Source organism: Denitrificimonas caeni (assembly GCF_905120345.1).
Taxonomy (GTDB): Bacteria; Pseudomonadota; Gammaproteobacteria; order Pseudomonadales; family Pseudomonadaceae; genus Denitrificimonas; species Denitrificimonas caeni_A.
The window spans coordinates 39,065-58,380 of sequence record NZ_CAJHOA010000001.1 but is presented as its reverse complement, the minus strand read 5'-3'; the positions used below and the strand labels follow the sequence as shown (position 1 = coordinate 58,380).

17 protein-coding genes and 1 pseudogene are annotated in these 19,316 nt (G+C 48.3%); 14 read left to right on the top strand and 4 right to left on the bottom strand.

All coding sequences use genetic code 11. The features are described from left to right. Positions 1-3 precede the first annotated feature (3 nt). From yaaA to JYJ62_RS00205, 10 genes and pseudogenes are all read left to right on the top strand, one after another. Positions 4-783, top strand: coding sequence for a peroxide stress protein YaaA (gene yaaA, locus JYJ62_RS00250; RefSeq protein ID WP_205340182.1), 780 nt, complete (start codon positions 4-6; stop codon positions 781-783). Between the two features lie 3 nt (positions 784-786). Then, complete coding sequence (locus JYJ62_RS00245; RefSeq protein ID WP_205340181.1) at positions 787-1,251, top strand: multidrug transporter; 465 nt, start codon at positions 787-789, stop codon at positions 1,249-1,251. 82 nt (positions 1,252-1,333) lie between these two features. Then, positions 1,334-1,510 (top strand): hypothetical protein, encoded by a 177-nt coding sequence (locus tag JYJ62_RS00240; protein WP_205340180.1) that lies wholly within the window; start codon positions 1,334-1,336, stop codon positions 1,508-1,510. Then, positions 1,494-4,463, top strand: coding sequence for a sensor histidine kinase (locus JYJ62_RS00235; RefSeq protein ID WP_205340179.1), 2,970 nt, complete (start codon positions 1,494-1,496; stop codon positions 4,461-4,463). The genes JYJ62_RS00240 and JYJ62_RS00235 overlap by 17 nt, the downstream gene beginning before the upstream one ends. Before the next feature lie 52 nt (positions 4,464-4,515). Continuing rightward, positions 4,516-5,697, top strand: a pseudogene (locus tag JYJ62_RS00230) (sigma-54-dependent transcriptional regulator); the annotation flags it as partial. Between the two features lie 290 nt (positions 5,698-5,987). Next, positions 5,988-7,319, top strand: coding sequence for a TAXI family TRAP transporter solute-binding subunit (locus JYJ62_RS00225; protein WP_205340177.1), 1,332 nt, complete (start codon positions 5,988-5,990; stop codon positions 7,317-7,319). A gap of 87 nt (positions 7,320-7,406) precedes the next feature. Then, positions 7,407-8,414, top strand: coding sequence for a nucleoid-associated protein YejK (yejK, locus tag JYJ62_RS00220; protein ID WP_205340176.1), 1,008 nt, complete (start codon positions 7,407-7,409; stop codon positions 8,412-8,414). Between the two features lies 1 nt (position 8,415). Further along, on the top strand, positions 8,416-9,246 hold the full coding sequence (locus tag JYJ62_RS00215; RefSeq protein ID WP_205340175.1) for a polyphosphate kinase 2 family protein: 831 nt from the start codon (positions 8,416-8,418) through the stop codon (positions 9,244-9,246). Next, the gene (locus JYJ62_RS00210) at positions 9,228-10,097 is read left to right on the top strand and encodes a DUF4344 domain-containing metallopeptidase (RefSeq protein WP_205340174.1); all 870 of its coding nucleotides are present in this window, start codon (positions 9,228-9,230) and stop codon (positions 10,095-10,097) included. The genes JYJ62_RS00215 and JYJ62_RS00210 overlap by 19 nt, the downstream gene beginning before the upstream one ends. Positions 10,098-10,262: 165 nt before the next feature. Beyond that, the gene (locus JYJ62_RS00205; protein ID WP_205340173.1) at positions 10,263-11,825 is read left to right on the top strand and encodes a methyl-accepting chemotaxis protein; all 1,563 of its coding nucleotides are present in this window, start codon (positions 10,263-10,265) and stop codon (positions 11,823-11,825) included. A gap of 62 nt (positions 11,826-11,887) precedes the next feature. Here JYJ62_RS00205 and JYJ62_RS00200 read toward each other — a convergent pair whose 3' ends face one another. Continuing rightward, a complete protein-coding gene (locus JYJ62_RS00200) occupies positions 11,888-12,472 on the bottom strand; it encodes an RBBP9/YdeN family alpha/beta hydrolase (RefSeq protein ID WP_205340172.1) in 585 nt (194 codons plus the stop codon). Positions 12,473-12,538: 66 nt separating this feature from the next. After that, the gene (locus tag JYJ62_RS00195) at positions 12,539-13,177 is read right to left on the bottom strand and encodes a peroxiredoxin (RefSeq protein WP_205340171.1); all 639 of its coding nucleotides are present in this window, start codon (positions 13,175-13,177) and stop codon (positions 12,539-12,541) included. A gap of 363 nt (positions 13,178-13,540) precedes the next feature. Between JYJ62_RS00195 and JYJ62_RS00190 the strand changes: the two genes are divergently transcribed. From JYJ62_RS00190 to JYJ62_RS00175, 4 genes are all read left to right on the top strand, one after another. Beyond that, complete coding sequence (locus tag JYJ62_RS00190; RefSeq protein ID WP_205340170.1) at positions 13,541-14,545, top strand: sulfate ABC transporter substrate-binding protein; 1,005 nt, start codon at positions 13,541-13,543, stop codon at positions 14,543-14,545. A gap of 71 nt (positions 14,546-14,616) precedes the next feature. Next, complete coding sequence (cysT, locus tag JYJ62_RS00185; protein ID WP_205340169.1) at positions 14,617-15,435, top strand: sulfate ABC transporter permease subunit CysT; 819 nt, start codon at positions 14,617-14,619, stop codon at positions 15,433-15,435. 9 nt (positions 15,436-15,444) lie between these two features. Beyond that, a complete protein-coding gene (gene cysW, locus JYJ62_RS00180) occupies positions 15,445-16,305 on the top strand; it encodes a sulfate ABC transporter permease subunit CysW (protein ID WP_205340168.1) in 861 nt (286 codons plus the stop codon). Between the two features lie 3 nt (positions 16,306-16,308). Further along, complete coding sequence (locus tag JYJ62_RS00175; protein ID WP_205340167.1) at positions 16,309-17,277, top strand: sulfate/molybdate ABC transporter ATP-binding protein; 969 nt, start codon at positions 16,309-16,311, stop codon at positions 17,275-17,277. 94 nt (positions 17,278-17,371) lie between these two features. Here JYJ62_RS00175 and JYJ62_RS00170 read toward each other — a convergent pair whose 3' ends face one another. Then, entirely contained in the window at positions 17,372-18,826 is a 1,455-nt protein-coding gene (locus tag JYJ62_RS00170) for an FAD-dependent oxidoreductase (RefSeq protein WP_205340166.1), read from the bottom strand. Then, on the bottom strand, positions 18,816-19,055 hold the full coding sequence (locus tag JYJ62_RS15870; protein WP_205340165.1) for an FAD-dependent oxidoreductase: 240 nt from the start codon (positions 19,053-19,055) through the stop codon (positions 18,816-18,818). Before JYJ62_RS15870 ends, JYJ62_RS00170 begins: the two co-directional genes overlap by 11 nt. Positions 19,056-19,316 lie beyond the last annotated feature (261 nt).

Here is a 19,316-nt window from a genome sequence, read left to right as displayed (position 1 = left end):
TTTATGCTTATGGTTATTTCGCCAGCTAAAACGCTGGATTACACCAGTCCCGTAACGCTGACAGACTACACCCAGCCGCGTTATCTTGAGCAATCAAGCCAATTGATTGAGGTATTGCGTCAGCTGTCGCCCAATCAACTGGCAGAACTGATGAAATTATCAGATAAGTTAGCCGGCCTTAATGTGGCGCGCTTCACCGAGTGGCACGCTGATTTTACTGTAGAGAATGCTCGACAAGCGATCTTGGCTTTTAAAGGTGATGTTTACACAGGCTTAGATGCCGAGAGTTTAAGTGCTGATGATATGCAATACGCACAGCAGCATTTACGTATTTTATCCGGTCTGTATGGTGTCTTACGACCGCTGGATTTAATGCAGCCCTATCGTTTAGAAATGGGTACTAAACTGCACAACTCTGGCGGCAATAACCTCTATGAGTTCTGGGGTGAGCGCATAACAGACTCTCTGAACCAGTGCTTAGCCGAGCAAAAGACTGACGTGTTACTCAACCTTGCTTCGAATGAATACTTTAAAGCGGTTAAACCCAAGCAGCTCAAAGCCACCTTAGTTGAGGTTGATTTTAAAGATCTGAAAAACGGTCAGTATAAAATCATCAGTTTTTACGCTAAAAAAGCTCGCGGGATGATGGCGCGTTATGTCATTCAACATAAAGTAGATTCATTATCAGCGCTCAAAGACTTTACCGAGCAAGGCTACTATTACAATGCTGAACAGTCCAAACCCCATCACTTAGTATTTTTACGCGATCACCCTGAGGACTAGTCAATGCTACCACCTGCTTTAATTCCACTGACGTGGATTGCTCTACTGTTACGCTATCCCAAGCGCACCTTGGCTATTGGTGTGCCTGTTATTGCAGTACTGGCGAGTATTGCTGGCTGGTTGATTTTTGACGAGCGCAATAACCAACACCTACTTGATCGTTTAGATATGCAAATCAGTTATGCACCAAGTCAGTGCTCAACCGATGCCCCTCTGCGTGTGCAATTACGTAACAACACCGATAAATCACTAAAAGGTTTGCAGTGGCGTATCGCCGCCTACCGTCCCGGCGAGAATATCAATCTCGTCGAAACCCTGTTTACCGAAGCACGCTATAGCAGCTCAAGCCCCTTGGTGCCTGCTGCTGAGTGGCTCACCTGCTTACCGCTACCCAGTCTGCGAGCAGGCTATCGCGCCAGCACGCTTGAGTTTCGAATTGAACGTCGTCAAGGTCATTTTGTACGATAAATACGCAATCTGCCAAACTTAACTGTGGCAGATTGTCGCCTGCTTGGTTACTATCGGTGACACTTGTGTGTTGGATAGCATCATGTATATTTATCGTTTAGTCCTCATTTTAGTTGTTGGCATGTACCTGTTTTCACCCGCCATTATGCAATGGTGGACTGCAGCAGATAGTGTCTGGTATCGACCTTATTTACTGTGGTTGATTCTTATTGTGGTGACTTTTATTTTGCAGAGCCAACAAGATGCTGATGAGCTTTAGTCTAAGCCAGCTGATTCTAATCAGCACAATTTACTTACTGACACTGTTTGGCGTCGCATGGGCCAGTGAGCGTGGTTGGGTGCCACGAGCAATTATCCATCACCCCTTGACCTATATTTTGTCATTGGGCGTCTATGCCAGTGCTTGGGCGTTTTTTGGCTCAGTCGGCTTAGCCTATCAATATGGTTATGGTTTTCTAGCCATTTACTTAGGCTTATCGGGTGCTTTTTTATTAGCACCGGTGTTGCTCTACCCTATTTTACGTCTCACCCGTACCCATCAACTCTCTTCGTTAGCAGATTTACTGGCCTTTCGCTTTCGTAGCAGCGGGGTCGGCGCCATTGCCACCATCGGCATGCTCCTTGGCGCCCTGCCACTACTGGCTTTGCAGATACAATCAGTAGCCGACACCATTGGTATTCTCACCGGCAAACCTATTCAAGATCGGGTCGCTTTAGCTTTTTGTGTGTTAATCACCCTGTTCTCAATTCTGTTCGGCGCGCGACATATTGCGACCCGTGAAAAGCACGAAGGCTTAGTGTTTGCCATTGCCTTTGAATCACTGGTAAAGCTATTCGCGTTGTTAGCTATTGGTGCTTACGCACTGTTTGTTGTATTTGACGGGCCAGGTGATCTCGATATCTGGCTTATGCACAATAGTCAGATCCTCAAAGAGCTGCAGCTTCCTTTACAAGAAGGCCCATGGCGCACCTTATTACTACTGTTTTTTGCTTCCGCGATTGTAATGCCGCACATGTATCACATGACCTTTACCGAGAATATCAATCCACGAGCAATGGTCAGTGCCAGCTGGGGAGTGCCTCTATTTCTATTACTGATGAGTTTGCCGATCTTGCCTATTTTATGGGCTGGTTTAAAACTCGGCGCTCCCACCTCCCCGGAGTACTTCACCATTGGCTTAGGCTTAGCGGTCAACAGTGAACGTTTGGCTCTGCTGGGTTTTGTCGGCGGCCTATCCGCAGCCAGTGGCGTTATTATCGTATTGACCTTAGCCATGTCTGGCATGGTTCTAAATCATATTGTATTACCGCTGTATCAACCGCCAGCTGAAGGTAATATTTATCGCTGGTTAAAGTGGACTCGACGCTGGTTAATTTTTGCGATTATTTTAGCCGGTTACAGTTTTTATCTCTTACTGCGATCCAAACAAGGACTTTCCAGCCTTGGCTTAGTCGCATTTGTCGCAACTTTACAGTTTTTACCGGGTGTACTCTCAGTCCTGTATTGGCCGAAAGCCAACCGCTATGGATTTATCAGCGGTGCGGTGGCAGGCATGCTGACTTGGGCAGTGAGTATGCTGCTACCGATGTTCAGCACTGTGCAAGAATTTTATCTGCCATTCTTTGATTACACCTACGTCTTGGATAATCACAACTGGCATTTTTCTGCGATTGCGGCGCTGGGGGCCAATTCCATTGTTTTTATTCTGGTATCACTGTTAACCCGCACCAGTCTTGAGGAGCAACGTTCAGCACAAGCGTGCGTGGTTAATAATGTACGTCGATCAGAGCGTCGTGAGCTGTACGCGGGCACACCACAAGAGTTCGCAGCAGAGTTGGCTAAACCACTCGGTGCCGTTACTGCGCAACGGGAAGTTGAACAAGCACTAAAAGACTTACGTTTCCCCTTTGATGAACGCCGTCCCTTTGCCTTACGACGCTTACGCGACCGCATTGAGGCTAACCTATCCGGTTTAATGGGCCCCAGCGTTGCTCAAGACCTCGTTAATACTTTTTTACCTTACAAAGTAGACAGCGAAACCTATGTTACCGAAGACATCCACTTTATCGAAAGCCGCTTAGAAGACTATCAGTCACGTCTAACTGGCCTTGCTGCCGAATTGGATGCCTTACGCCGCTATCATAGGCAAACCCTACAAGACTTACCGATGGGTGTCTGCTCACTGGCCAAGGACCACGAGATTCTGATGTGGAACCGCGCCTTAGAAGATCTAACAGGAATTACCGCATCACGTGTGGTTGGCTCGCGCCTAGACAGTATTGACTCCCCTTGGCGCGAACTGCTGATGGACTTTGCCCAAGGCGACAACCCTCATATGTATAAGCATGCCTTGCAAGGTCCTTACGAATCACGCTGGCTCAATCTGCATAAAGCTGCTATTGATGAGCCGCTAGCGCCAGGTAATAGCGGTCTCGTATTACTCGTGGAAGATGCGACGCAAACACGCTTGCTTGAAGATAAGCTGGTGCATTCAGAGCGTTTAGCCTCTATTGGTCGTCTCGCTGCTGGCGTCGCCCACGAAATCGGCAACCCAATTACCGGGATTGCCTGCTTGGCGCAAAACCTACATTATGAACGCGATGAAGATGCCGAGATCCGTGAAATCAGTAGCCAAATCATTGAGCAAACCAAACGTGTGTCGCGTATTGTGCAATCGTTGATGAGCTTCTCTCACGCCGGCCAACAGCAACACGATACGCATGAGCCAGTCAGTCTCTTTGATGTCGCCAGCGAAGCCATTCACTTGCTCAGTCTTAATAAACTGGGTAAATCCGTATACTATTTTAACCTGTGCAATACCCAACTTTGGGTTCTTGGTGATGCCCAACGTCTGGCGCAAGTGCTGATCAACCTGCTCTCTAATGCTCGCGATGCCAGCCCTGAGCTCGGACATATTTATATCCGTACAAAGGCCAGCCATTCTCATGTAGAGTTATCTATAGAGGATCAGGGCAGCGGCATCAGCAGTGCGAGTTTAGTACATTTATTTGAGCCTTTTTTCACCACCAAAGACCCTGGCCAAGGAACCGGTTTAGGGCTTGCAGTGGTGTACTCGATCATTGAAGAACACCATGGTGAAATCCATGTTGATAGCCCATCCGATCTTGAGCAACAGTGCGGTACGCGTTTCCGCATCACCTTGCCACGCCACACCCCATCCTCCAGCCCAGTAGTGACGGATTTGTTATGAGCCACTGCGTCATAACACTGCACGTCATTCGGTTTGTTTAGAGAGAGTGTCAATGCATCATATTTTGATTGTTGAAGATGAACCCATTATTCGCTCGGCATTGCGTCGTCTGCTTGAACGCAATCAATATAAGGTGAGTGAAGCGGGTTCAGTTCAAGAAGCACAAGAACAACACCATATTCCGTCGTTTGATTTGATTATCAGCGATTTACGCTTACCTGGCGCTCCCGGCACAGAGATGATCAAGCTGGCCGAACCAAGGCCGGTCTTGATTATGACCAGTTACGCCAGTTTGCGCTCTGCGGTTGACTCCATGCGCTTAGGCGCAATTGATTACATTGCCAAACCCTTTGATCATGATGAAATGCTGCAAACTGTGGCACGCATCATTGCCGATCATCAACACAGCGACCTCGATAGCACCGACGCCGTTGATGATGATGAGCTATCGCTGACCGATCAAGTCACCATAGACAACTCTGATATCGGTATTATTGGTAGCAGCGCAGCCATGCAAGCGCTGTACAGTAAAATCCGTAAAGTTGCACCAACCGACTCCAACGTATTGATTCAAGGTGAGTCGGGTACCGGTAAAGAGTTGGTCGCCCGCGCTCTGCACAATCTATCCAAACGCGCCAAAGCGCCGATGATTTCAGTAAACTGTGCAGCCATTCCAGAAACGCTGATTGAATCCGAATTATTTGGTCATGAAAGAGGTGCTTTTACCGGTGCTGTATCAGCACGCACGGGTTTGGTTGAAGCAGCCGATGGCGGTACTCTGTTTTTGGATGAAATTGGTGAACTGCCTTTGGAAGCACAAGCACGTTTGTTACGCGTTTTACAAGAAGGAGAGATCCGCCGTGTTGGTTCAGTGCAATCACAGAAAGTTGACGTGCGTCTGGTCGCCGCAACTCACCGTGATTTGAAAGGCTTGTCTAAAACCGGCGGCTTCCGTGAAGACTTGTATTACCGCTTACATGTTATTGCTCTGCACTTACCGGCGTTACGTGATCGCGAAAATGATGTTGTGGAAATTGCTGAAATTCTGCTGGAGCGCCAGCGTTTGCGCATGGATAAAGAACCCATGAGCTTTACCGAGCAAGCCAAACAAGCGCTGATAAAGTACAGTTGGCCCGGTAATGTACGCGAGCTAGAAAACTCTATAGAACGTGCGGTTATTCTCTGTGAGGGCAGCCAAGTAACCACTGAACTGATGGGTATTGATGTCGATTTAGCAGAAGAAAAAAGTAACCAAGATGCATTTGATGCAGCCAGTGCAGCGCAATCAAAAGCATTAGCCCAGGCTGATGCCGAGACGGAATTGGCCGCCAGTGATTTATCACTTGAAGACTATTTTCAGCATTTTGTACTTGAGCACCAAGATCAAATGACAGAAACTGACCTGGCACGTAAATTAGGTATCAGCCGTAAATGCTTATGGGAAAGACGCCAACGTTTTGGTATCCCACGTCGCAAAAGCCCAAACACACTATAATAACGACGCCTGCTGCACAGGAAGCGCCCATGAATCGTATTCTGCAAGATCTCTCTATTATGTTACGTGCCAACCTCTGGTTGGTACCTGTTTTAGCCGCTTTGGTCGCAGCCTTATTTTATTTTGTGGCGCCACCACCGCCGATGCACGCCACGATGAGCACCGGCAACGCCGGCGGCGGCTATGCCCAGTTTGCAGAAAAACTACGTTTCGAACTGGCCAAAGAAGGCTTTGAGCTTAAACTGATCAATAGCAAAGGCTCACGCGAAAACACCGAACGCTTGCTCGATAAGAACAGCGGTATACAGCTTGCTCTGATGCAAAGCGGCCAAGAGCTCGAGCTCAACCAAGCACAACGCGATCAACTCTATAATCTTGGCGCTGTCTATCAAGAGCCGCTCTGGCTATTTGTTCGTGAAGGCATTGAGATCAATACCGTCAATGACCTCATCCCCTTGCGCACAGCTGTAGGGACAGCCAAAGGCGGCATTCGCATGATGGTTGACCCGATGCTGGCCGCCAACCAAATAGACAATCACAATCTACCCGCCAACTGGCAATCTTTCAGTGGCAAAAAAGCGCTAAGGGCCCTGCTCGACCAGCAACTGGATGCCGCATTCTTTTTAGGTCCAGCCGAAAGTAGCTTAATTCAGGAGGCCGCCAGTCACGGCGCGCTACAACTGGTCAATTTTAATCAAGCCGCCGCTTATCGCGCCCGCCTGCCGTTTATTACTGAGATTGAAGTGGGTCAAGGCTTGCTTAATCTGGCGACGAATCAACCCAATCACGATACGACGACACTCAGTCCAGTTGCGATGCTAATGGCCAATCAGTCGTTTCATCCAGCACTAAGCGCATTGCTCTTAGCCGCAGCACAAGAAGTGATGAAGTACGGTACGCTGATTGATGCACCTGACACATGGCCGCAAAACTTACCGCATGATTTCACCAAGCTCAGAGAAGCAGAGTACTTTCATAATAAAGGCTTACCGTTGTTGCAACGCTATCTACCTTTTAGAATTGCTTCACTTGCCGACCGCTATATTATTTTAGTAATTCCTTTACTGGTGTTGTTATTCCCCCTGTTTAAAGTAGCCGGTCCCATCTATCGCTGGCGGATTCGTGCGCGTATTTACCGCTGGTATAAATATCTAAGAGACGTTGATAGACAGCTGACTAACGACACTTTGCCACAACATCTTGATAGCGAAATTGAGCGTCTGACGCAGATGCAAGATGAGCTGGCTAAAGTTGAAGTACCGCTGTCTTACACCAATGAGTTATATGAACTGCATTTGCATGTCCGCTATGTTTTACAGCGCTTACAGCAGCTTAAAGCGCAGACAAACACCACTCAATAGCTCAACATCACCGCTTATAGCTGCGATTTCACTGTTTGCAACGTCTACAGTGAGATCGCAGCTTTTTACCATAAAGGTTATAACCACATGCCCATTCATCACTGTATTGTTCATTTTATTGATAAAAAACCAGATGACAGCGCTGCCGTGCTGCGCACTCGCAGTGAAAGTCTGTCGCTAGGTAACGATTTAGAGCATTTATTAGCGGACATCAATGACAGCTACAACAGTAAACCGAGCAAAGCATGGGGCTTTTTCCAAGCAGATAGCTCTGCAGCGCCATTACAAAATTGGCTGGCCGACTATCTCGCGGAGAAAATTGATTTCACCCAGTTTAGCCAACACGCTATTGAACACCTAAAAAAACATCTGGACGAGGCTGATATCACCCTCTCTGGGCACGTGTTATTTGCCCATTATCAGCAAGGAATGACTGACTACTTAAGTATCGTCATCCTGCAACACAGCGAAGGCATGGTCATCACTGAGGGCCTTGAGATTAACTCAGCACGCCACCTTGATCTTAGCCAGATCCATTTAGGCACACGGATCAACCTGTCTGAATGGCAAAACAATAACCAGTCCAAGCAGTATATTTCATACCTTAAGGGCAAAAACGGTAAAAAAGTCATCGATGGCTTTCGTGACTTTTTAGGCTGCGAAGACGGCGTCGACGGCCCAGGTGAAACCCGTACACTACTGAAAGCCTTTAGTGACTTTGTGGAAAGTGAAGACTTACCCGAAGAACAAGCTCGGGAAAAAACTAACAGCCTAATCAGCTATGCCAATAGTCAAACCAAGCGGGGTGAAGGGGTGAGTATTGAAGGTTTATCGGAAGTTCTCGATGAAGATAACCCGAAAGCCTTTTACAACCATATTCGTAATAAAGATTACGGCTTATCCCCAGAAATCCCTGCTGACAAGCGCACTTTAAATGCTTTCCATCGTTTTACTGGTCGTGCCGAAGGCATCTCGATTAGCTTCGAGTCGCACCTGCTTGGTTCTAAAGTTGAATATGATGAAGCCCGCGATATGTTAATTATTCGTCAACTGCCAACCCAGCTTAAAGATCAACTCCAGCGCAATAAGGATTAATATGCGGCTCGCCGATTCCGTACTACAACAATGTTTTTACCGCTCCGACACAGGACTATCGCTCGATCCTGCCCGCGATTTCGACTTGAGCACGCAAGAATCCGATATTCGTCTAAAAACAGTACGTAACGGCTTAGATCGCCAGCAACAACTGCTCTGGGCCAATAAAAACCAGGCTATTTTAGTCTGGCTACAAGGTCCAGACTGCTCAGGAAAAGATGGCGTGATTCGAAACAGCCTACGTGGCCTTAATCCGCAAGGTGTACGTGTCAGTGACTTTCAAAAACCCACTGAGCTTGAGCGTCGTGAAAACTTTTTAGCGCGTTACCGCGAACAATTGCCCACGCCAGGCACGCTCACTGTATTTAACCGCACCCCCTATGAAGGCTTAGTCAGTGATTTAGCTGATGGCTATATTGATGACAGCCAAGCCGCTGGACGCTTGCAACAGCTACTTGAGTTTGAAGCACAATTGGCTGAAAAAAATATCCATTTGCTTAAAGTCTATTTACATATTTCTAAAGATGAACAAAAAAGTCGTCTACAGCAACGCTTTATTAATCCAGAAAAACACTGGAAAGTATCGGTCGCAGATTTAACCGGTCACCAGTGTTTTGACGCCATTCAAAGTAACTGGAATCAAGCCTTTATGCAAAGTAGTACAGCCTCGCACCCTTGGCATATTTTACCAGCCAATAATAAACCGCTACGCAATTTACTGTTTTGCAGTTTAATGGCTCAAAAACTCGAGTCACTGGACCTACAATGGCCACAGCCCAAACTTCCTTTTGCCTTGGAGGATCTTGATAAATTATGCCCGACTCTTGGCTGACGTCTCTTTGCAAGCAACTGCGTTTGCGCCTATTGATAGCGCTATGCGTAATACTCAGCCCGTCTTTAACGCAGAGTGCAGTATTAGAGGTACCCGCCAGTATCGAGCAATTGCGTTTTATCACTACCAATGCTGAGTTCACATTGTTGCATGAAATGGGTCACCTGCTGATTCACGAATTAAAGCTGCCGGTGCTCGGGCGCGAGGAGGATGCTGCCGATCAGTTAGGCTTCATTGGCTTGTTTTTAATTTACGATCGCCAGCAAATACCTGATTTTCCATTACGCCTGCTCGATGTAGCGGATTACTGGCGTCTAGAGTGGCAACGTGCGAAACAACCTGCAGAAGAAATATACGCCTGGGACAGTCATGCGCTTGATGAACAGCGTTTTTATAATATCGCCTGTTTAGCCTATGGCAGTGACCCTAAAAACCTTGAATGGATTATCGAGGTCACTGGGCTCCCAGAAGAGCGAGCCTTTTATTGTCAAGACGAATACGAGCAAGCCAAATATGCAGCGTTATGGTTTCGAGAGCACTTTAAACGTGAGCCCAATCAACCCGTTCAACACCGTATCCAGGTGATATACGACACTCCGCCTGAGCATTTGGAGGGGGGTAAAGATCTATTAGATAAAGTCAAAGCCAGTGGCGAACTGGAAGCGTTGGCCAAACGGGCCAGCGAGTTTTTTGCCTTACCGCGCGAGCTCAGCTTGCGTATCACCGCCTGTGGCACACCCGACAGTTGGTACAATATGCACAGCGGTGAGATCACGTTGTGCTATGAGCGTCTAGCCTACCTCAAAACACTGTCCAATAAATTGCCACGTCTTAATCGCTCGTCAAACTGATAAAACGCTGCGCTCAGCCCTCTTCAAGACTAAAGTGCGTCGACTAGCAACTAAAGTGCAATGGCATTTAGCCACTCACTATGACGCAATACGATTCAGCAATTAAACAAAATACCAACAACTATAACTTTTGTTTTACCTGTCCGAATAAGGCCCATTGCGCTCATGAATTATTGCAAATCTATCACCCTTGCTTTACAAATTAGCAGTGTTATTGCTCTTGCCGTTTTATGGCGGCTGGATGCACCGCTGTGGGCCAGCGCTCTCTTATTAATTCCTATTTTTGTACTCCCTTTGCTGCAACGCCCAGCTGCATTGATTGCGACCTCGGGCAACGACGATAAGACCACCGAGTTAGCGCGGCACTTATCCCATGCCACTACCGCCAGCGCATTAACAGCAGCCGGTGTCAGCCATGCGGCTCAACAGCTCAAACAAAAACTGATTTCCCTCGTCAACTCAGCGCAACGCATTGAAAGCAACGCAGGGCAAATGATCAGCACTGAAGAAGCGACGGCACAACTGAGCGAGCAAAGCCTAAGCGCCGCCAGCGCGGTGCGCAGCAACAGCCAATCGGGTCAAAGCGGTCTAGAAAAAGCCACATTTAGTATTCAAGCGCTAGCACAGCAAGCCAATAACAGTCGTGCCTTAATTGATAACCTCAGCCAACGCAGCCGTGAAATCCAGCAGGTGGCGTCTGTCATCCAAGGAATTGCTAGCCAAACCAACTTACTCGCCTTAAACGCCGCCATTGAAGCAGCACGTGCCGGTGAATATGGCCGCGGCTTTGCCGTAGTCGCTGATGAAGTGCGCGGCTTAGCCAGCCGTACGGCGACAGCGACCAAAGAAGTGGAAAGCATGGTGCAAGATATTCAACAACACACCAATGATGTCGCCGCTCAGCAACATAAACTCATTACCGACCTAAACAGTAGCGTGCAATTAGTCGAGAATGCCGGTGCGCAACTGATTAATATCACCGAACTGGCTATCAAGGTTGAGCAGCAAGTCGCCAATATTGCTAGCGGTACACAAAGCAACCGCTTACAGCTTGATGAACTTTTCAAAGAAGTGGCGCAAATCCGCCAGAATCTTTCTGACAGTGATCAGCAAACAGCCCAGCTGAGCAAATCAGCCGTATTACTAGAAGGCCAAACAGAAGACATCAGTGAAAAGCTTTCTGAGGTCAGCCTCTCAGACTACCACCAACAGATTTACAACTTAGCGCAAGATGCGGCGCAAAAGATTAGCGCGCAATTTGAGCATGATATTGAACTGGGCAGCATCAGCCAGTCGGCATTGTTTGATCGCAACTATAAAGAGATTGCCAATACCAATCCCAAGAAATACAGCACTGCCTTCGATAAATATACCGACAAGGTGTTCAGCGCCATTCAAGAACCCATCCTCAAGCACAATAGCAATACCGTCTTCGCTATTGGCATCACCCCCGAAGGTTATATTCCGACCCACAATCTGGTCTACAGCCAGCCGCTGACCGGCGATTACCAACACGACTACTTACATAACCGAACCAAACGCATTTTTAATGATAGGGTCGGTGCGCGCTGTGGCAACCATCAAAAGCCTTTGCTGTTGCAAACCTACATCCGTGAGACTGGTGAGCATATGCATGATATTTCTGTACCTATTTACGTGCATGGTAAGCACTGGGGCGGTTTTAGAATCGGCTATCGCCCAGAGACGGCAATCTCTGCATTATCCTAATGCGCGAGCAACGGTAGGCTTAGCAGAAGTTTAACGCGGCCCATAGGCTTGTGACTCTAAGGTCAAGCTCGACGCTGGTCGCCAAGGTCACTACGCTCTTGCAACTGATATAACCAAGCAAACCCTTGTTCCCAGCGCTGATGACCTGAGCACACATTAATGTGGCCAACGTTAGGCAAGATAACCGCTTCACTGCCCCACTGCTGGGCAAACTGTAAGGCTCGCTGTGCATCGGCGGCATGATCATTACTGGACCCTACCAGCACGCTTGGAAAGGGCAAATCAGCATTTGGTATAGGCGCAAAGTTACGCAAGGCGGCCGGACAATCTTGGCGCTCGACATCAGCCGGTGCCACCAATAAAGCACCACGTACCCGCGCCAGCAAATCAGAAGAGGCCTGCGCCGCCCAATGCGCAACCGTGACGCAGCCTAAGCTATGGGCAATCAACAGCACTGGGCGTTGATCGATCGCAATCTGCTGTTCAAGCTCGGCAACCCAAGCGTGGCGTTGCGGCAGCAGCCAATCATCTTGCTCAACCCGCGCACATTGCGGCAACACCTGCTGCCAATGCGACTGCCAGTGTTCAGCAGGCGAGCCTTGCCAGCCCGGCACGATCAAATAACGCAGTTCAGTGTTATTGCGCATCAGCGCTCTCCTTATCAAGATACCGCGGCCGCACAGTGCTTGTGTGCAGCCGCGCGACTGACTAACTTAACGGTTGGGTTGTGGAGTCAGACGCAGGTAAGGTTTGACTGCACGATAGCCTTTAGGGAAACGCTCCTCCAACTCGGCTTTATCTTGAATCGATGGCACTATCACCACCTCTTCCCCGTCCTGCCAGTTGGCTGGCGTTGCCACTTTATAGTTATCAGTCAGTTGCAGTGAGTCGATCACTCGTAAAATCTCGTGGAAGTTACGACCCGTGCTGGCTGGATAAGTAATGGTTAAACGCACTTTTTTATTGGGATCAATAATAAACAGTGAGCGTACGGTTAAAGTATTGCTGGCATTTGGGTGAATCAGATCATAGAGATTAGATACTTTACGATCGTCATCAGCCAAGATCGGGAAATTCACTCTAGTGTTTTGCGTCTCATTGATATCTTTAATCCACTCATGATGCGAATCCACTGGATCAACCGATAAAGCAATCGCCTTAACATTGCGTGCCGCAAACTCATCTTTAAGCTTAGCGGTAAAGCCCAGCTCAGTGGTGCATACCGGGGTGAAGTCGGCGGGGTGCGAGAACAACACGCCCCAGCTGTCGCCCAACCACTCATGGAAACTAATCAATCCTTCGCTTGAATCTTGTTTGAAATCGGGTGCGGTATCGCCTAATTGAATACTCATGGGTGCTTCCTCAGTAATGTGTCAGTGGCAATTACTATGCTACAACCCTGATCATCAATAAAAGAATATAAAATCATTTATCTATAACTAAAAAGAATAAGCAATCTTTTACTCTCTAATTCAATTAAAGAATAAGAGAATCACAAAACAGTATTTTAAAGAATAAGCGATAGCGCCTATGATAAGCACCCTAACGCCAACACTAACCGGCGTATTGGTATTAAGGACGCATCATGCTTCTCTCTATTTCAAGTCATGGTAATCACTATCTGTCTGAGCCGGCACTGACATGCTGCTGTTGGCGAATGCGCGAGTCCTTTGTGTCAATTTTTTTTAGTGAAGGTTTTATTTAGGAAGTACAGCATGTCAATTTATCGCCGCCGTTTAAGTTTTTTTACAGGTTTATTATTAGCGACTGTCGCTGTTACTGCGCAGGCACAAACCTTACTCAATGTCTCGTACGACCCCACTCGTGAGTTCTATAGCGATTTTAATCGTGCCTTTAATCAACACTGGCAAGCGCAAGGCCACGAGGCCTTACAGGTTCAACAATCCCACGCAGGCTCAGGCAAGCAAGCACGCTCAGTGTCTGAAGGTTTACGCGCTGATGTCGTGACTCTCGCGTTAGCCGTTGATATTGATGAGCTGCACCGTAGCGGTAATTGGCTCGCTAAAGACTGGAAAAACCGCTTACCTAACGACAGCACACCCTATACCTCTACGATTGTGTTTTTAGTACGCAAAGGCAATCCCAAACAGATTCAAGACTGGGGTGATTTGGTTAAACCTGGGATTAGTGTGATCACACCGAACCCAAAAACCTCAGGCGGCGCACGTTGGAACTTTTTAGCCGCTTGGGCCTATGCCAAGCAAGCATTCGGCAGCGAGCAACAGGCGCAGGACTTTGTGCAACGTCTGTACGCCAACGTGCCAGTCTTAGATAGCGGCGCACGGGCAGCAAGCAATACCTTTACCAATAACGGCATGGGTGATGTGCTACTGGCATGGGAAAACGAAGCTTATTTAACTTTGAAAGAGCACGGTGCTGACAGCTTTGAGATCATTGCTCCATCCATCTCAATTTTAGCTGAGCCGCCGGTAGCGGTGGTTGATCGCAACGTCGATCGCAAAGGCACCCGTGTGGTCGCTGAAGCCTATCTGCAATACTTGTACAGCGATGTTGGCCAACGCATTGCTGCAGAACATTTTTATCGTCCACGTAATGCCGCGATCGCTAAAGAGTTTGCTGAGCAATTTGCACCGTTAAAACTGGTCACTATTGATGGTTTTTTTGGGGGTTGGCAGGCAGCGCAAACGCAATTCTTTAATGATGGTGGCGTGTTCGATCAGATCTATCAAGAGCAATAATTTTGTAAGATTCACAACAGCCTATGTTCTGCAATAGGTTGTTTTTTTAAACAAGCATAAGGCCTGTCACTATGTCACGACGCACCTCCCCCGTCATTCCAGGTTTTGGTCTGACTCTCGGTTACACCTTGGTGTACCTCAGTTTGCTGGTGTTTTTACCACTGGCCGGCATGTTTATTTATGCATCGCAGCTGAGCTGGTCCGAGTTTTACACCATTATCAGCGCGCCACGAGTACTGGCGGCGCTCAAACTCAGCTTTGGTACGGCCTTTATCGCCGCCTTACTCAATGGTGTAATTGGTACGCTGTTTGCCTGGGTATTGGTGCGTTATCGCTTCCCAGGTCGCAAGGTAATTGATGCCATGATCGACCTGCCATTTGCCTTGCCAACGGCAGTCGCCGGTATTGCGCTCACTGCACTGTATGCGCCAAATGGGTTTGTCGGTCGTTTTGCCAACGACCTAGGGATCGCCATTGCCTACACACCCTTTGGTATCACCTTGGCCCTGACCTTTGTCACCTTGCCTTTTGTGGTTCGCACCATTCAGCCCGTGTTAGCTGATATCCCACGTGAGTTGGAAGAAGCAGCCACTTGCTTAGGTGCGCGTCCGTTACAAGTATTTCGTTATGTCCTGTTGCCCGCTTTACTACCCGCATGGTTAACCGGCTTTGCCTTGGCCTTTGCCCGCGGTGTTGGCGAGTACGGTTCAGTTATTTTCATCGCCGGCAACATGCCTGGCAAGACTGAAATATTGCCGCTACTGATCATGGTAAAGCTCGATCAATACGACTATGTCGGCGCCACTGCCATTGGCGTAATGATGCTGGTGGTTTCTTTTGTGCTACTGCTATTGATCAACATTCTGCAGCGCTACGTTGCTAAAGGCTAAGGAATACACATGTCTACTACATCAACCAGTCCACAACAAAACTCACGTAATGCGCCAAGCTGGTCACGCTTAGCTCTGATTCTTAGCGCTTGGGCGATGTTTATTATCTTTCTAGTACTGCCACTGGCTATCGTGCTGATTGAAGCGCTAAAAATGGGTGTCGCTCACTTCTTTGAATCAATGATTGAGCCGGATGCGATTTCAGCACTTAAACTGACCTTATTAGCCGTCGCCATTTCGGTGCCGCTAAACTTGGTGTTTGGCGTAGCCGCCGCGTGGTGCGTGAGTAAGCATGATTTCTACGGCAAAAGCGTCTTAATCACTTTGATTGATCTGCCCTTCTCAGTCTCGCCGATCATCGCTGGTTTAGTCTATGTGTTGTTGTTTGGCGCGCAAGGCTTCTTTGGTGAATGGCTGATAGAGCATGATATTCAAATCATCTTTGCTGTACCCGGTATTGTCTTAGCCACCTTGTTTGTCACCGTGCCTTTTGTCGCCCGCGAGCTGATTCCATTGATGCAGCAACAAGGCACCCAAGAAGAAGAAGCGGCGCGTTTGCTTGGCGCCAGCGGCTGGCAGATGTTTTGGCATGTCACCGTACCCAATATTAAATGGGGTTTAATGTACGGCGTAGTACTCTGTACCGCCCGCGCTATGGGCGAGTTTGGTGCGGTATCGGTGGTGTCTGGGCATATCCGTGGTTTTACCAACACCCTGCCCCTGCATGTCGAAATTCTTTATAACGAATACAACCACGTTGCGGCCTTTAGTGTTGCCAGCCTGCTATTAATTTTGGCGTTGATTATGTTGCTGCTCAAGCAGTGGAGCGAATCGCGGATCAACCGTCAGCTAAACAATGGAGACGAATAAGTCATGAGTATTGAAGTCCGCCAAGTCCATAAGCAGTTCGGCAACTTTACTGCATTAAACAACATCAATTTAGATATCCAAGCCGGTGAACTGGTGGCCTTACTCGGCCCATCCGGTTGCGGTAAAACCACGCTGCTGCGTATTATTGCAGGTTTAGAAACACCCGATACCGGCAATATTCTATTTAACGGTGATGATGTCTCACGCCGCGATGTGCGCAAACGCAATGTCGGCTTTGTCTTTCAACACTACGCCTTGTTTCGCCACATGACAGTGTTTGATAACGTGGCTTTTGGTCTGCGGATGAAATCACGTCGTGAACGTCCCAGCGAAGCGGTGATTGCCGAGAAAGTGCAAGAACTGCTGCGTATGGTGCAACTCGATTGGCTCTCAGACCGTTATCCTGAGCAGCTATCTGGTGGTCAGCGCCAGCGAATTGCTCTGGCCCGCGCTTTGGCGGTTGAGCCGCAGATTCTACTGCTGGATGAGCCCTTTGGTGCGTTGGATGCCAAGGTGCGTAAAGAGTTGCGTCGTTGGTTGGCCGATCTGCACGAGGACATCAACCTGACATCAGTGTTTGTCACCCACGACCAAGAAGAGGCAATGGAAGTCGCTGACCGTATTGTGGTGATGAATAAAGGTGTGATCGAACAGATCGGCACGCCCGCTGAAGTCTATGAAAACCCAGCCAGTGAGTTTGTTTATCATTTCTTAGGCGATTCCAACCGTCTTAAAGTGGCCGATCAAGATATCCAATTCCGCCCGCACGAAGTGCTGTTGTCAAGCGTGGCGCTGGCTGATCACCAAGCCGGTATCGTGCGTGATATCCGCCCTCTAGGTGCGATTACGCGGGTGACGATGAAAGTCGCTGGCCAAGACGAGACGATCGAAGCTGAAGTGCCGCGTGATGACATCAATCTGCAAGGTTTAGAGCGCGGCGCGACTTTGTATTTCAAGCCGAAAACACCCTAGTCAGATACGCAAAAGGATTAGAAGACTAGTAGCGGGTAACGCCAGTCAAGGCCAGCAGTAGTGGGCCTTGACTGGTGTGCAATGAAGGACAGGTCTAGACAGCAACTCCTAGCGCGTGATGACCGGCTTTAAATGCGATGGTCATGGCTGGGCCTAAAGTACAGCCTGCACCTGGGTACTTACTGCCCATAATAGAGGCACTGGAGTTACCTGCGGCATACAAGCCTTGAATCGGCTCATCGTTTTGCCTCAGTACTTGACCGTCCAGGTTAATCACCAAGCCGCCCTTAGTGCCTAAATCACCAAGCAAGAGTTGGGTGGCGTAGTAAGGTCCTTGATCCATCGGTCCCCAGCAGGGGTTCGGCTTCACCTCGGGGTCACCATATAAGGTGTCATGTGCATCGCTACCACGATGGAACTCTTCATCCACACCGCTAGCCGCATACTTCTTCACCTTGTCCATGGTGTCTTTTAATCCGTTGTAGTCGATGCCCATTTTCTGCGCAAGCTCTTGCAAGCTATCGGCTTTAATCAGCATTTTCCCTTCGCCGATCATTTGCTTGCTCATAAAGTCCGGCATGGCTTCGCCTTGTACCACGCCGCCAAACATATACTTTTTACGGTAGTGCGCATCCAAAATACAGTAGGCGGGAAATACATCATGGCCCTTTTGGTCCGCTGCGTAAAAACAATCACCATAAGAATTATAGGTGATGGATTCATTCATAAAACGTTGGCCTTTCTTATCAACGATGATAAGACCCGGCTTTGATTTTTCCGAGAATAAAACTGTAGGCCCAAAGGGTGTGATGGCGGTTGGTGCCCACCATGCCTCATTCATTAATCCGAACTTTGCGCCAATTTTTTCCGCAGCTAAAATCAGATCACCCGTATTGCTGGTTACCCCAGAGGAATGACCAAAGGTGGCCGGTTGTGGCAAGTATGTCTCGCGCATGGCTTTATTATGCTCAAAGCCGCCAGCGGCAATAATTACAGCTTTGTTCGCTGTGATTTGCGTATGACCTTTAACAACGACACCTGTTACGCGATTATTTTCATATATTAAGTCGGTGACTGGCGATTCCAATACCAACTCTACGCCCTTATCCATCGCAGCAAAATACAAGCCTGCGACTAAGGCGTTACCTTGGGTCAAACGTCTATCTCTAGGACCTTTGAGGCGTCCTGGAATGTCTTTAAAATAGCCGGCAATAATGCCCATAAAGATTTTTTGCCAACCGGGTGTTTTCGCTAGAATTTGCACGCCTTCGAGAATACTCATCGAAAAACGGCTAAAAGCCTTAGACGCGCGCGGTGATTCCACCAAGCGACTGAGCATCTCGTAGTCCATTTTACGGCCATCCACGGGCGATGGATCCATGGTACGCCCACCGGCTTTCCAGCCTTCGATGTCAGGATAATAGTCAGCATAACCTTGTACGGGGGTGCAGGTTAAGCAGGTCTGTTGCTCTAAAAAGTCGATCATTTTAGGCGCATAAGTGATGTAGTTATTGATACTTGCAGCACTGACTTCGTTTTCAGGAATCACATGCACGCATGTATTTGAATGCCTCTTCCGCGCTATCGCTAACACCGGCCTGGGCAATATTGCGGCTATTAGGCACCCAAATACCACCCCCTGACTTTGCACTGGTGCCACCCCATTGACTGCCTTTTTCCAGCATCAATACCGCAGCACCTTGATTGGCCGCCGATAAAGCGGCCATAAATGCGCCAGCGCCGGAACCGACGACGACCACATCATAATTATTTCTCATGCGTATTCCTCAGCCTGCATACGCTCGCCATGGTAGAGAGGTATGGGTCTTTTATTGTTGTATGTTAAAACCCTGCAAAGGTATCAGACGCAAGCGCAGCATAGGAATATTTTTGACATTTTCTGTCTGCTAAAACATCGGGCGCGATTTATATCACTAAGGGCACAGCAACTGGTGCCAGACAAAACAGCTGAATCGCACAATAAAAAAGAGCCATACCCCCCATTAAAGGAGTACGGCTCTTCTCAAGCTGCTAAGTCA

Bases quoted from the DNA above. Each gene is read 5' to 3' on its own strand.
- yaaA (WP_205340182.1), top strand. From the start codon at position 4: ATGCTTATGGTTATTTCGCCAGCTAAAACGCTGGATTACACCAGTCCC.
- JYJ62_RS00245 (WP_205340181.1), top strand. From the start codon at position 787: ATGCTACCACCTGCTTTAATTCCACTGACGTGGATTGCTCTACTGTTA.
- JYJ62_RS00240 (WP_205340180.1), top strand. From the start codon at position 1,334: ATGTATATTTATCGTTTAGTCCTCATTTTAGTTGTTGGCATGTACCTG.
- JYJ62_RS00235 (WP_205340179.1), top strand. From the start codon at position 1,494: ATGCTGATGAGCTTTAGTCTAAGCCAGCTGATTCTAATCAGCACAATT.
- JYJ62_RS00225 (WP_205340177.1), top strand. From the start codon at position 5,988: ATGAATCGTATTCTGCAAGATCTCTCTATTATGTTACGTGCCAACCTC.
- yejK (WP_205340176.1), top strand. From the start codon at position 7,407: ATGCCCATTCATCACTGTATTGTTCATTTTATTGATAAAAAACCAGAT.
- JYJ62_RS00215 (WP_205340175.1), top strand. From the start codon at position 8,416: ATGCGGCTCGCCGATTCCGTACTACAACAATGTTTTTACCGCTCCGAC.
- JYJ62_RS00210 (WP_205340174.1), top strand. From the start codon at position 9,228: ATGCCCGACTCTTGGCTGACGTCTCTTTGCAAGCAACTGCGTTTGCGC.
- JYJ62_RS00205 (WP_205340173.1), top strand. From the start codon at position 10,263: ATGAATTATTGCAAATCTATCACCCTTGCTTTACAAATTAGCAGTGTT.
- JYJ62_RS00200 (WP_205340172.1), bottom strand. From the start codon at position 12,472: ATGCGCAATAACACTGAACTGCGTTATTTGATCGTGCCGGGCTGGCAA.
- JYJ62_RS00195 (WP_205340171.1), bottom strand. From the start codon at position 13,177: ATGAGTATTCAATTAGGCGATACCGCACCCGATTTCAAACAAGATTCA.
- JYJ62_RS00190 (WP_205340170.1), top strand. From the start codon at position 13,541: ATGTCAATTTATCGCCGCCGTTTAAGTTTTTTTACAGGTTTATTATTA.
- cysT (WP_205340169.1), top strand. From the start codon at position 14,617: ATGTCACGACGCACCTCCCCCGTCATTCCAGGTTTTGGTCTGACTCTC.
- cysW (WP_205340168.1), top strand. From the start codon at position 15,445: ATGTCTACTACATCAACCAGTCCACAACAAAACTCACGTAATGCGCCA.
- JYJ62_RS00175 (WP_205340167.1), top strand. From the start codon at position 16,309: ATGAGTATTGAAGTCCGCCAAGTCCATAAGCAGTTCGGCAACTTTACT.
- JYJ62_RS15870 (WP_205340165.1), bottom strand. From the start codon at position 19,055: ATGAGAAATAATTATGATGTGGTCGTCGTCGGTTCCGGCGCTGGCGCA.